Annotated in this window: 12 protein-coding genes and 1 pseudogene; 6 read left to right on the top strand and 7 right to left on the bottom strand. The window is 62.0% G+C overall.

Annotation, left to right across the window (positions count from 1 at the left end; genetic code table 11):
- Positions 1-207 precede the first annotated feature (207 nt).
- Complete coding sequence (locus tag M3A49_RS16870) at positions 208-1563, bottom strand: metallophosphoesterase family protein (RefSeq protein WP_266229696.1); 1356 nt, start codon at positions 1561-1563, stop codon at positions 208-210.
- Positions 1564-1846: 283 nt separating this feature from the next.
- On the opposite strand from M3A49_RS16870, the gene M3A49_RS16865 reads away from it, so the two are divergent.
- Together M3A49_RS16865 and aroE are read left to right on the top strand one after the other, a co-directional pair.
- Positions 1847-2914: a purine-nucleoside phosphorylase gene (locus M3A49_RS16865; RefSeq protein WP_266229694.1), complete on the top strand. Its 1068-nt coding sequence runs from the start codon at positions 1847-1849 to the stop codon at positions 2912-2914.
- A gap of 8 nt (positions 2915-2922) precedes the next feature.
- Positions 2923-3006 (top strand): annotated as a pseudogene (gene aroE, locus M3A49_RS16860) (shikimate dehydrogenase); the annotation flags it as partial.
- A gap of 20 nt (positions 3007-3026) precedes the next feature.
- Here aroE and M3A49_RS16855 read toward each other — a convergent pair.
- Positions 3027-4103, bottom strand: a complete 1077-nt coding sequence (locus M3A49_RS16855) for an alkene reductase (protein ID WP_266229692.1) — start codon at positions 4101-4103, stop codon at positions 3027-3029.
- Positions 4104-4259: 156 nt separating this feature from the next.
- Positions 4260-4958: an SDR family oxidoreductase gene (locus M3A49_RS16850; RefSeq protein WP_266229691.1), complete on the bottom strand. Its 699-nt coding sequence runs from the start codon at positions 4956-4958 to the stop codon at positions 4260-4262.
- A 334-nt stretch (positions 4959-5292) separates the two neighbouring features.
- Between M3A49_RS16850 and M3A49_RS16845 the strand changes: the two genes are divergently transcribed.
- Complete coding sequence (locus M3A49_RS16845; protein WP_266229773.1) at positions 5293-5889, top strand: TetR/AcrR family transcriptional regulator; 597 nt, start codon at positions 5293-5295, stop codon at positions 5887-5889.
- On the opposite strand, the gene M3A49_RS16840 is transcribed toward M3A49_RS16845, so the two are convergent.
- Positions 5864-6697: an enoyl-CoA hydratase/isomerase family protein gene (locus M3A49_RS16840; protein ID WP_266229690.1), complete on the bottom strand. Its 834-nt coding sequence runs from the start codon at positions 6695-6697 to the stop codon at positions 5864-5866. The two genes, M3A49_RS16845 and M3A49_RS16840, sit on opposite strands and share 26 nt — an antisense overlap.
- A 114-nt stretch (positions 6698-6811) precedes the next feature.
- The gene (locus M3A49_RS16835; protein ID WP_266229688.1) at positions 6812-7963 is read right to left on the bottom strand and encodes an MFS transporter; all 1152 of its coding nucleotides are present in this window, start codon (positions 7961-7963) and stop codon (positions 6812-6814) included.
- A 279-nt stretch (positions 7964-8242) separates the two neighbouring features.
- On the opposite strand from M3A49_RS16835, the gene M3A49_RS16830 reads away from it, so the two are divergent.
- On the top strand, positions 8243-8554 hold the full coding sequence (locus tag M3A49_RS16830) for a DUF4148 domain-containing protein (protein WP_266229687.1): 312 nt from the start codon (positions 8243-8245) through the stop codon (positions 8552-8554).
- Between the two features lie 169 nt (positions 8555-8723).
- The gene (locus M3A49_RS16825) at positions 8724-9215 is read left to right on the top strand and encodes an aminoacyl-tRNA deacylase (protein WP_028207434.1); all 492 of its coding nucleotides are present in this window, start codon (positions 8724-8726) and stop codon (positions 9213-9215) included.
- A 133-nt stretch (positions 9216-9348) separates the two neighbouring features.
- Here M3A49_RS16825 and M3A49_RS16820 read toward each other — a convergent pair whose 3' ends face one another.
- On the bottom strand, positions 9349-9549 hold the full coding sequence (locus M3A49_RS16820) for a hypothetical protein (RefSeq protein ID WP_266229686.1): 201 nt from the start codon (positions 9547-9549) through the stop codon (positions 9349-9351).
- Between the two features lie 100 nt (positions 9550-9649).
- On the opposite strand from M3A49_RS16820, the gene M3A49_RS16815 reads away from it, so the two are divergent.
- The gene (locus M3A49_RS16815) at positions 9650-9964 is read left to right on the top strand and encodes a DUF4148 domain-containing protein (RefSeq protein WP_254354219.1); all 315 of its coding nucleotides are present in this window, start codon (positions 9650-9652) and stop codon (positions 9962-9964) included.
- A 131-nt stretch (positions 9965-10095) separates the two neighbouring features.
- Here the strand turns inward: M3A49_RS16815 and M3A49_RS16810 are convergent, their stop codons facing one another.
- Complete coding sequence (locus M3A49_RS16810; protein ID WP_266229684.1) at positions 10096-12057, bottom strand: TonB-dependent receptor; 1962 nt, start codon at positions 12055-12057, stop codon at positions 10096-10098.
- Between the last annotated feature and the right edge of the window lie 25 nt (positions 12058-12082).

Genomic DNA, 12082 nt, shown 5'->3' with positions numbered 1-12082 from the left:
CGTCACGTACGGATCCGACCACACGTCATGCGTGGGAACCATGTCGAATGCCGGACTTGAATAAGAGTCTTTATCAACTTCCGGCAAAGCATGATCCGTGCGCAGAATCCAGAGAGGGGAGAAGAGGAACTCGTGGATGCGAGCCACCGAATTCCTCAGGGTTCAACACGTCACCTGATTTGTACCGTACCGGTGCTGACGTCCCGATCAGCGCCAGGGCTTCCCGCTTTGCGCATATTCACGGATGCGCGTGGCCAGCGCGGGTATGCCAGCATTGCGGGCCACGTAGTGGGAAAGCTGGCGGGTGCTCAGGTCGACGGTCACCTGATCGTCGGGCGCCTTGGTATACGGTCCATCGACGGCAGCGTGATATTCGATGCGCAACTGGGTGTCGTTCGCGACAATGCGCAAATAGCCGTAATTCTGGTCGTCGTAGTTCTCGATGACCACGGCATCGGTGCTCTTCGTTGCGGCCTGGATCAGTTGCGGTGCACGAAGCGGCGGCTGTCCGTTGGTGGTCAGTCGCTGTACGTTGTGTCCGCCGTTGCCGCACACGATGTACGGAATGTGGGTGCCGTCCGGGCGTGTGCGTGTGAAGCGCTGATAGTTGTGCGCGTGTCCCGCAAGATCGGCATGGGGCCATACGCCCACCTCTTCGCAGATCGCATCGATCTGCTGCTGCATCTCGACACTCCAGCCGTGACGTCCGCGCGCGACATACGGCGGATGATGATGCGCGAACAGCAGTGCGCCCGTGTAGCCTTCCTTTTTCACCCGCGTCAACGCCGCCTTGAGAAACTTCAGCTGGCTATTGCCAATGTCGCTATTCGAAATCACCCCTGGATCTTCGAGCGTATTGCTATACAACGCGATGATGCGCACGAACGGCGCTTCGAATGTAAAGAAAACGCCAGGTTGAATTTGCGCAGTACGTGAAAGGTTGCCCGCATCGGGCGAGACCTGAAAGCAGTCGGAGCAGAAGTTTCGCAGAAACGCCTGCAGACTCTTTTCGTGCTGCAAAGGCGAGATCATCCCGTCATGATTGCCGGCGACGGCGAGGATCGGTGCGTGATAGTCGCGATAGGGCTCGTAGAACTGATCGTAGTAGTACTGCGCTTCGCCGAAGCTGTAGACGATGTCGCCCAGCAGAAAATTGAATTGCGGCACTTCGGCAGGATCGGTTTCGTCGAAGTCACTGACCATCTTGTCGGACACCTCGTTCTGCGTTTTCGGGCCGCGGGTACTGCCGCAATCGCCCGTCGAGTGAAAAACGATCTGACCGTTCGCATTGATCTGGTCGAGGATGGTCTGATCGTTGTCGATCACGTCAGCGAGTGTCAGGCGGGGCTCGACGCCGCCGCGCGGGGCAGGAAACGCAAGGGCCTTGAGTTTGTGCTCGCGGTTGAGTTCGTCGATCATCCTGTAGGCCGCCACATCGGAGGCGTGCCTGACGATGAAGGTTTGCGGATCTGGCGTAGGCTGCGGCTGCGAGAAGACGGGGGCGGCGAGAACGCGGCCGCTGCCACTGCTGGTTGACGTTCGAACTGAGGGCTTCTTTGGCATGTTCCATTTCCTCCAGTCGTGGATAAAAAAGTGGGGCCGCGCTTGATCGACGTGGTCCCTGCCGAATGCTCGGGTGAGACGGTGGCTTGGAGGAGAGGTTCAGTCGTAGTCGTTGCAGGTCGTAACAGGCGATTTTTTTTCTCCGCTTATACTCACTGTCGCCTGAGTGGCTCACGCCCAGGTCCCACGCTGCACGCCGAAAAAAACCACGACATCAGTCGACAACACGGCACGCGATTCACGTTTCGCAACCGCGGTTCTTACATAACGGGTGGGACCTATCATGCTAAATCGTGCTTTTGGCGCAGTGATTTCATCGTTGCTCGTGGCCGGCGCGGCCGCAGCACCAGCCATCGCGCATGCCGACGACAGCTTCGCGCAGGACGACGGCGCGTCGCATGGCCGGGCGGTCAAGGTGATGATCATTTCGATGTTCGGTCCGGAAGGGCAGGTGTGGCTGGATCATCTCGGACCGTGGCAGGACATCACCGTCGCGGGTCTGTCCCCTGATTACCCGGCCGTGCACTGCAACCGCCAGGATGTCTGCGTGATGACGACCGGCATGGGGCACGCGAACGCCGCCGCGTCGATCATGGCGCTGACGTTCTCGCCGCGTTTCGACCTGCGCCATACATACTTCATGGTGGCGGGCATCGCCGGTATCGATCCGCTTCAGGGGACCGTCGGTTCCGCTGCCTGGGCGAACTGGCTCGTCGACTTCGGCATTCAGTGGGAGATCGACGGACGCGAAATTCCGCCGGGCTGGAACACCGGCTATCTCGGCATCAACACGACGGGCCCGACCCAGAAGCCGCCGCTCGACTATCGCACCGAAGTGTTCCAGCTGAATCCGGCGCTCACGAACGCGGCGTTCGCGCTGTCTCGCAACGTGACGCTGACCGACGACGCCCAGGCGCAGGCCGCCCGTGCCAAATACAGCTATGCACCCGCAAACCGTCCGCCGACCGTGATCCAGTGCGATACGCTGGCGGGCGATACCTGGTGGTCGGGCACCGACCTCGGCGAGCGGGCGCGGCAATGGACGAAGATCCTGACCGACGGCAAGGGCACCTATTGCACGACGCAGCAGGAAGACAACGCCACTTTCGAGGCGCTGACGCGTGCGGCGAACGTGCATCGTGTCGACCTGAACCGTGTGGCGGTGCTGCGCGCCGGCTCGGATTTCGACCGGCCGTACGCGGGCCAGTCGAGCGCTGACAATCTGCTCAACTACACGTCGCAAGGCGGCTTTACGATCGCGATCGACAATTTGTTCCTCGCGGGCAATCCGCTAGTGCAGGACATCGTCACGCATTGGGGCGAGTGGCGCAACGGCGTACCGCAGCGCTAGCGCGCGTCGCCTGCGAGCTTGCGTACGGCAAGCGGCTCACGCCGTTCCTGCGGCTCGCGCGCAACGCTGGCGTACACGGTGTTGCCGATGGCCGAGATTTTCCCCAAGTCGGTCATAGGCTCGCGGTGGCGTCGTCAAGCAACGGATAGTCGTTATATCCGGTTGCGTCGTCCGTATAGATGGTCTCCGCGTTGACGGCATTGAGCGGCGCGTCTCGTCGAAAGCGCTCGACGAGATCAGGATTGGCGATAAAGGCCCGCCCGAACGCTGCGGCGTCCGCTTCGCCGCGATCAATCGCGGCCTGTGCGCTTTCCTTCGTCAGCCCTTCATTGAGAATGTAGGCCCCCTTGAAGATCTGCCTTACGTCGCGGCCAATTCGCTCTTCGCCGCGATCGAGGCCCTCTCGCGCGAAGATGAACGCGATGTTGCGCGCGCCGAATTCCTGTGCGACATATCGGAACAGCGCACGCGGATTCGAATCATGCATCGAGTGTGAGCTGGACATCAGATTCAGATGCACGCCGACGCGGTCGGCCGGCCAGACGGTCAGCACGGCATCGAGTGCTTCGAGAAGGAAGCGCGCGCGGTTCTCGATCGAACCGCCATAGCGGTCGGTACGCTGGTTCGATCCGTCGTGCAGAAATTGATCGAACAGGTAGCCATTCGCGGCGTGCAGTTCGACTCCGTCAAAGCCAGCGCGCCTGGCGTTTGCCGCACCCACCCGAAAATCTTCGACGATGCCGGGAATCTCCTCGGTCCTTAGCGCGCGTGGCACGGTGAAGGGCCGCTGCGGACGCAGGCGGGAGACGTGGCCTTGCGCCGCCACGGCGCTTGGCGCCACGGGAGGCTCGCCGTCGTGGAAGACGGGATCGGAGACTCGCCCGACGTGCCAGAGCTGGGAGACGATCAGGCCGCCGGCTGCGTGAACAGCCGAGGTCACCTGCTTCCAGCCCGCGACCTGTTTTTCCGTCCAGATGCCCGGCGTATGGGGGTAGCCAACACCCTGAGGCGTGACCGAAGTGGCTTCGGTAATGATCAGGCCTGCACTTGCGCGCAGCGCATAGTGTTGCGCGTTGAGCGGACCCGGGCTGCGCTCGTCGAACGCCCGCATGCGAGTGAGCGGTGACATGACGATGCGGTTCGCCATCTTTAGCGCACCAATCTGGATGGGGTCGAAGAGTGTAGACATATGCAGGCTTACCTTACGCACTGGGGTGATACTGATCGTGCTGCCCGGCTGGCAACCGCCGGCACGGGCATCTACGGCATCGTTGGGCTCATGGCCTGACTGGCAGGCCCGCCCGTCGCGTGCGCACGCGCACGACGGGCGGGCGCTCCAGCGCCTTCAGCGCGGCGTGTCGAGGTAGACGCCGGCCGACAGCCCGGCCTTCACTTCCCGCGTGAACTCGTCAGTGGACACTTCCTCCGCACCTGCCTCGATCGCGTCGTATGCCTGACGCACGACGTCGGCCGGCGTTGCCTTCGGGACTTCCAGTCCGCGCGTCAAATCCGTATCGATAAACCCGGCATGCAGCCCGACAACCTGCGTGTGCTGATCGCGCAGCGAATGACGCAGGCCGTTGGTTACCGCCCACGCGGCCGACTTCGACACGCCGTAAGCGGCGAGGATTGGCCGGTTTATCCAGCTCGCAACCGACAGCACGTTCAGAATCGTCCCGCCGCCGTTGCCGGCGAGGTTGCCCGCGAACGCCCGCGACATCGCCAGCACCCCAAACACGTTGGTTTCGAAGTGATCGCGCAAGGCGTCGAGCGCGCCGTCGTCCGTCAGGCTGCCGAGCCGCGCGATGCCCGCGTTGTTGATCAGAAGCGTGACGTCGCGCGCCGCATCGGCGGCAGCGGCCACGGCCGCCGGATCGGTTACGTCGAGCTTCACGGGCACGACGCCCGGCAGCGTCACGCTGGCCGGATCGCGCGCGCCAGCATAGACCTTGCGCGCGCCTCTTTCGAGCGCCTGTTTTGCGAACTCAAGGCCAAGCCCACGGTTCGCGCCCGTCACGAAAACAACAGCACCTTCGATCTTCATATTTCATCCTTTCGCATGAGGAACCGCATGTGCGCCGCTTCGCCGCGCGCGTGAGATCCGCTGAAAACAAACCTGCCATTGCGTACCGAACCGTTGGGCCGCCGAACGGCGTCGGCATCCGCCGGCCGCCGGCATCAACGGCCGCGATGGATCTCGACTGTCATCTGTGCCGCGCCGACGTGGCTTCGCGTTGTGCGCGAAAGTCGGCTACACTCATCTCAATGTCGATCACCATCGTCTTATGGCGCATTGTGTCGACGTAACACGGGCATGTCAATGGTGATCGACATTGTGTTTTTCAATCGATGCGATCGCCTGTATAAGGGAGGGATCGATGGGTGTCTCAAGACAGCAGGCCGCCGAGAACCGGAGCGCGATCGTCGCGGCTGCAGAGAGGCTGTTCCGGGCGCGCGGCGTCGACGCCGTCGGGCTGGCGGAACTGATGAAGGAAGCCGGCTTCACGCAGGGCGGCTTCTACAACCACTTCAAGTCGAAGGACGCGCTGGTCGCCGCGGTGATGGAAAAGGCGATGCAGGACTCTGCCGATTCGCCGAACGCCGGCAGCGTGGCGAAGCAGGCGGCGCGCTACCTGTCGACCTCGCACCGCGACAACGTCGAGGCCGGATGCCCGCTGTCCGGCTTCGCTGGCGACGCTCCCCGCATGACCGACGCGGCGCGTGCGACCTATGCGCGTGGCCTCGCCGTGTATCTCGACCGGCTGGTTGCCATGATCGCCACGGACGGCGCGACGGCGCAACAAACCCGCCGCGCTGCGATTGCAGCGTTCAACCAGATGGTGGGGGCGCTCGTGCTGTCGCGTGCTGTCGCAGAAACAGATCCGGCCTTTGCCGACGAAATCCTCGACGCAGGCCGGCGGACGCTCGTCGATGCGCTCGACGACCCGCTCACGCCGGATAGTGCGCGCCGGTGAGCGGCGGGTCTGCGTGATCGTCGCCTGCTTGCCCTAGCGTAGGCAGGTACCTGCCGAAGTTCATTTCGAAGTCGCTCGGAACGCCGTAGGCCAGGCCACGGAGCTTGGCGCGGCGGGCCTGCCCAGCTGGCGAGGCCAGAGCCGGGAAGAACAGGTCGATGCTCGACTGGAGTTCGGCAGCAGTCGGCAGTCCGAAACGATTGATCTGGGCCTTCGCCGCGCCGAGCGTTTCGCGGTCGAACGTGGCCAGACGTTGGGCAAGCGTATCGACAAAGGCGTCGAGGGCGTCGTCATCCAGCGTGCGGTTCACCCAGCCATAGCGTTCGGCGAGGTCGGCGTCGAAATCGTCGGCGCTGAGAACAAACTCCAGTGCCCGCGAACGGCCGACCAGGCGCGGGAGCCATTCCAGCGCTCCGCCGGCCGGGACCAGGCCAACGCCGACCTCCGGGTTGCCGAATATTGCATTCTGCCGGCTGGCGAAACGCATGTCGCAGGCCAGCACGAACTCGTTACCGATGCCGCGCGTGCGCCCCCGAATCCTGGCGATGCTCACAACAGGTGCGGACGCCAGGTGCAGCACGAAGTCGCGCCAAAGAACCAGCACCTCCGGCTGTTCGGCTGCCTTGGCTACGTCGAGATGGGCAACGAAAAAATCCAGATTCGCCGACTGGAACACTACGACCTTCACGGAAGGGTCTGCATCGAGGTCGATCATTAGCGCGTCAAATTCGACGATCGTTGCGGGAACAAACATGTTGATCGGCGGGTTGCTGAAGGTGACTGTCCATCGGCCCGGATGGGGGCCCAATTACGAAATCCTCTCAGCGCGCGTCCCGCAGTTGGGGCTCAGAAAAAGAAGTGCCTACGGCACGCGCGTAAATAAACGCTTCGATTAAAGCGTCGCGGTCGCCACAAGGCCAACTCAGGATTTGAGCTTCGCGAGGCGCGGTGCGAATCGGCACATTACGAGGGGGAGAATTGCGAGGACGGCGCCGGCAAGGAATGTGGCGGACGCGCCGTGCCGATCCCACAACCAGCCGGCGATGACGCTTGCAAACAGCAGGCAGATGCCGCTTGCGAGATTGAAGACGCCGAACGCCGTGCCCCTGAGCGACTGCGGCGCGGTTTCGGCAACCATCGCGGCGAGAATGCCTTGCGTGAGCCCCATGTGCAGGCCCCACAGTGCGACACCGATGAGCACGGTGGTGATCGATGCACTCGCGCCGAGCACCAGATCCGCCGCGATCAGTATGACGATGCCGAGCGCAAGCAAAACACGGCGGTCGGCTCGATCGGACAGCGCGCCCGCGGGGTACGCGCTGAGCGCATAGGCGAGACTCATCACCACCATGACGCCGGGAATCCACGCGATATCGATTCCCGTCTGCTGCGCGCGCAATACAAGGAATGCTTCGCTGAAGCGCGTGAGGGTGAAGGTCGCGCCAATCGCGACCACGAACCAGTAGCGCCGCGGAAATTCCCGCAGTGCCTCCCAGCGCAGCGGTGACCGGAAGCTGCGGGTCTCGTGTTCATGGACCGGCTCCTCGATGCCGAACACGATCAGGCCGACCGCGATGACGGCTGGCACGACAGCGAACCAGAGGACGGCGCGGATGTGATCCGAGAAGCGGAGCATCAGCACGATGGCCACGAGTGGCCCGGCGAACGCGCCGATCGTATCCATCGACTGTCTGAGCCCATAACACGCGCCGCGAATCTCCGGTGGTGCGACATCTGCGAGGAGCGCGTCACGCGGCGCACCGCGAATTCCCTTGCCGGCGCGATCGATGAGGCGCGCCGCGGCGACCAGCGCGGGCGTGTGCGCCAGCGGAAAGAGCGGCTTGGACAGCGCCCCTAGTCCATAGCCGAGCAGCAACAGCGCCTTGCGCTTGCCAAGCCAGTCGCTCACGGGGCCCGAGAAGATCCTGACGATCATCGCCGTCGCTTCGGCGGCCCCTTCGAGCAAGCCCAGCGCGCTCACGCTCATGCCCATCGTGGTGACGAGAAAGAGGGGTAGCAGCGCGTGAATGAGTTCGGAAGAAAGGTCCATGAAAAGGCTCACGTATCCCAGCATGCGTACCGCGCGGGGTATGGGGATGCGTGAGGTAGCGGGCGTCTCAGGCAGCACTGCACTGGCTCCGGAGATACGTGTACTCAAGACAGGAAAGTACCAGAGTCTCTCGAGCAGCAAACTGATGCTACCGCAGTTTTTTCATGCGTTGCGGCTGCATAGGTCGCGATTGATTCGTGTTCCTGCTTCGCCTGCCCGGTGGCTCGCATGGACGTAACATGGAGTTGCGGCGCGATAGAAGCCCGGGTTGCGCTGCACCGATCAGACGCGTGGAGATGCGCCATGAAGAGCCTCCTGAAAATCGCCCCGACGCTGACCGCGCTGGCGCTCCTGCTGGCTGGATGCGCCGTCGGCGGCGCGCCACAAAGCGGGCCACATCTGAGCCCAACGGAGTGCCGTGACCTGGCCGCGCTCAGAAGCAACGCGCCTCCGACGATGGCGCAACACCAAAGCGAACTGACGGCCCTGAGGAAAGCGGGCTACAACCCGTCACCCTGGTACGACGACCCATACTACCCAGACGATCTACAGGCGGCGCAGCGTCTGGTCGACTATTGGTTCAACACGGAGTGCCACCAGTCCCAACCCCAGTGAGAAAGGCGGGTTCGCGCCACTCCCCGGCGACAACGTGGAGTCCTGCTGCCGGATCTTTGTAAAGCAGATTCACGGCGGCGGTGCCGGCGTGCTATTTGCGCGCGAGTGAACTATTCTGAAAGGATTAGTGAAGGCTGGTTTTTTCTACGCATTCGACAGGAGGTGTGCCATGTCGATGTCGACCACTTTGCAGGAGCGCCTGCGCAGCAAGGGCTCGCGTTACGAAATCGTGCGCCATCCGTACAGTCATTCGAGCATGGAAAGCGCTGCTGCGGCGCACATTCCCGGCGACCGTCTTGCAAAAACGGTGCTGCTCGAGGACGAGCACGGCTATGTGGCCGTCGTGCTGCCCTCAACCTATGCCGTGCAATTGTCCGAGCTTTGGAACAAGACAGGGCGCAGGCTCGGTCTTGCTACGGAAGACGAACTGCGCGAGCTGTTCAAGGACTGCGATGCAGGGGCGCTGCCACCGATCTGCGCAGCGTATGGAATGAAAACCTACCTCGAGACGAACCTGGCCGGCCAACCGGACGTTTACTTCGAGGCGGGCGATCACGAAGAACTGGTTCATATGGAAGGGGACCAGTTTCTGGCGCTGATGGACGACGCGGAGCGAGCCCATTTCGCAAGGCGCATGCGAGGCATGGGTGGACGTGCGTGAGTGAGTAGCCGAACAGCGTGCGTTCAGGCCGGCGCGGTGCTGATTAATCCCATCGCGCCGGGCGATCGCGTGCTCGTTCCGTGCGCATGGCTGGTTGCGCAAGCAACTGTTCACGGCGCCGTCCTCGCAATACTCAAGATGCCAGTTCGATCCCGTGGCGCTTCATCACGGCCTTCATCATGTCCATGTTCGGTGGGCCGCCCGCGCCCAACGCCGCGGCCGCCTCGCGAAAATAGTCAGGTCCGATGTTGGCGGGAGAAAACACCACGAGCGCGCGAGCGGGGACTTCGCCCGGATTGGAGAAGTGATGAACACTGCCGCGTGTCCGAAGCATTCCCTGGATGCGTCCCGGCCTCGCGCGATATTCACTGTCCTATACTTGGTATTTCCCATTGAGCCAACTCCATCAATCAACCGGGAACAGGAGGGAGAAAATGCGTATCGCCAGACAAATATCGGTGCTGCTCGTCGCGGCATCGTTCGGGATTGGTGCAGTCACACCAAGCTTCGCGCAGAACGACGCTTCGGGTGCAGCAAATGCCGCAGCGATGGGGGGCGCGTCGTCTGCAAAGCCAACCAAAGCCGAGCGCAAGCAGGCCCGAAAGGAAGCTCGGGCGAAAAAGAACGCCGAATTGAAGAAGCTTGAGGCTGCGGGCTATCAACCCGGCCGCGCCAATGATCAGAACTATCCGCAGGATCTTCAGAACGCGCAAAAAAAGGCGGGGATTGGGCAGGGAGCCAGTCAATAGCGGCGGAACGCCGTGTACCTGCTACTTGCACTACGAACTGCGTCGGCGGCGCTTGGGCTTCTGCGTGAACAGCTAACCCATCGTACGAGGAGGCAGTCGTAATGGGTCCCCGCCGCTGGCGTAGATGTCCCTCAAAAATCTGCGTGCAGGGTAACGTACGCGCTAAGGGGCTCGCCAAGATAGGCGCCGGCCTCATTGGCAGCGATGAAGTAGCGCCGGTTAGTCAGATTGTGGACATTGAGATCCACGCCCCAGTGATTCGCCTGATAGCCGATCGCCGCATTGGCGATGACATAGGACGGCACCGAATTGATGTTCGAGATGTCGCTGTACACCTTGCTCATGTAATTGATGCCCGCTCCGACATGAAATCCGGGATGTCCCGCGATCGCGAATGTGTAGGTAGACCACAGATTCGCCATGAACGCGGGCACGTCCTGCGGGCGGTGGCCGACCGCCGTTATCCCTTGGGGATTGCTCGTGACATAGGCGTGCTGCGCCGTGAAATTGGCGATCACGTGCCAGCTATCCGTGATGCCCGCATCGAGAGACGCCTCGCCACCCTGTGTGCGCTGGCTGTCGTACACGACGGTTTCGATATTGTTGACGGTCGTCGGTGTCGCCACGTTGTCGCGCGATACGTCGAAGAGCGCCGTGTTCAGCACATATTGGCCGTCGAGCAATGAAAACTTGACGCCTACCTCGTACTGCAGCGCCGATTCAGGCGCGCCGATGCCCGTCTGCGTGTTCTCCGAGTTGAAGTTCGTCAGATAGCTCTTCGAGATGCCGAAATACGGCGACATCCACGGCGTGAGCTTGTAAAGCGCGCCGATATTCCAGCTCACCGGCGCATCATTGCGCGAGTAGGTATTGCCCGCGAGTATCGGTACGCCTTCGTTGTCCACCCGGCCAGGCACTGTGATATTCGGTGTCAGCGAAGTTTGCCACCAGTCCTTTCGCACACCGGCGCGAATCTTCAGCTTGCTGGTCGCATCCACCTGATCGGTGGCGTACAGGCTGTAGAAGTTCGCAACCAGATGATCGTTGTCGCAGGAATGCTTCGCATCACAAAGGAAATGCAGGCTCGCAATCGAAGTTTCGGGCGGCACTGGCGCGAACACATCTTCGATATTCGGAAGGTCCGCCGTGGAGCGATCGGTATTGATAGTCTGATGCTGGTACTCGAAGCCGGTCAGCAGCGTGTGCTTGACGCTGCCCGTTGCGAACTTCCACACCGGTTCGAGCTGATAGTCTAGCGTATTGTCCGAATCGTTCTGCTGACGCAACTGCCGGTTGACGACCTCGTTGCCGACCACCTTCGTCTTCGAACTATCCCCATTGCCAAAGAACTCCAGGGAGTGGTGCAGGAACGACAGCCGGTTGTTGATCGTTAGCACGTCGTTGACCTTCCACTCGTCGGTGAGGGTCGGGCGAACGTAGCTTGCGCGCGCATAGGCGAACGGCGTCGAATACTTTGCGTCGAACGGAACGTTCCGGATGGGGCTGCCGTTGTAATAAATGATGCCGTATGAATCTGGCGTCGAGCGTGAGTCTTGCGCCTCGAGCGAAAAGTCGATCTTGTGGTCGCCGAGTTTCCACTCGACTGCAGGACGGATCTCCTTGTCCCAGTATGACAAGCTGCGGTAACCGTCCGATCTTGCACCCGTCGCGTCGACGCGATAGTTCAAACCGGAGAGGCCGGTCGACCCCGTGACATATGCGCTGCCCCAGACCGTGCCGAATGAACCGGCCTGGACGCTGCCTCCGTATTGGAGCGTGGGAGACGGCGTGTAATGGACGATATTGATCGTGCCGCCCGGCGGCCCGCTGCCAAAGAGTGACGAACCCGGTCCTTCGAGAACCTCGATGCGTTCGACGCCGTTCAGCGAATGCGAAACGCCGTTGACCTGATCTCCGTCGGAAAACCCGTCGGTGTAAATCTGGGCCTGGAGGCCGCGGATCATGAAGTGATCGAAGAAGCCCTTGGCATCCGGTCCGCCTGAATTCACACCGGTGGCGTTGCTGAGGCTCTGCTGAAGCTTCGTGGCGCCTTGCTCCTTGAGCAGCCCGCTGGGGATTTCCTGCACGGTCATGGGCAGGTCGCCGATCGGGGTTCCG

This window comes from Paraburkholderia sp. CNPSo 3076 (assembly GCF_026343935.1).
Taxonomy (GTDB): domain Bacteria; phylum Pseudomonadota; class Gammaproteobacteria; order Burkholderiales; family Burkholderiaceae; genus Paraburkholderia; species Paraburkholderia nodosa.
This window is presented reverse-complemented; position numbering and strand designations above follow the sequence as displayed.

Coding starts and splice junctions, on each gene's coding strand:
- M3A49_RS16870 (WP_266229696.1), bottom strand. CDS start 1,563: ATGCCAAAGAAGCCCTCAGTTCGAACGTCAACCAGCAGTGGCAGCGGC.
- M3A49_RS16865 (WP_266229694.1), top strand. CDS start 1,847: ATGCTAAATCGTGCTTTTGGCGCAGTGATTTCATCGTTGCTCGTGGCC.
- M3A49_RS16855 (WP_266229692.1), bottom strand. CDS start 4,103: ATGTCTACACTCTTCGACCCCATCCAGATTGGTGCGCTAAAGATGGCG.
- M3A49_RS16850 (WP_266229691.1), bottom strand. CDS start 4,958: ATGAAGATCGAAGGTGCTGTTGTTTTCGTGACGGGCGCGAACCGTGGG.
- M3A49_RS16845 (WP_266229773.1), top strand. CDS start 5,293: ATGGGTGTCTCAAGACAGCAGGCCGCCGAGAACCGGAGCGCGATCGTC.
- M3A49_RS16835 (WP_266229688.1), bottom strand. CDS start 7,963: ATGCTGGGATACGTGAGCCTTTTCATGGACCTTTCTTCCGAACTCATT.
- M3A49_RS16830 (WP_266229687.1), top strand. CDS start 8,243: ATGAAGAGCCTCCTGAAAATCGCCCCGACGCTGACCGCGCTGGCGCTC.
- M3A49_RS16825 (WP_028207434.1), top strand. CDS start 8,724: ATGTCGATGTCGACCACTTTGCAGGAGCGCCTGCGCAGCAAGGGCTCG.
- M3A49_RS16820 (WP_266229686.1), bottom strand. CDS start 9,549: ATGCTTCGGACACGCGGCAGTGTTCATCACTTCTCCAATCCGGGCGAA.
- M3A49_RS16815 (WP_254354219.1), top strand. CDS start 9,650: ATGCGTATCGCCAGACAAATATCGGTGCTGCTCGTCGCGGCATCGTTC.
- M3A49_RS16810 (WP_266229684.1), bottom strand. CDS start 12,057: ATGACCGTGCAGGAAATCCCCAGCGGGCTGCTCAAGGAGCAAGGCGCC.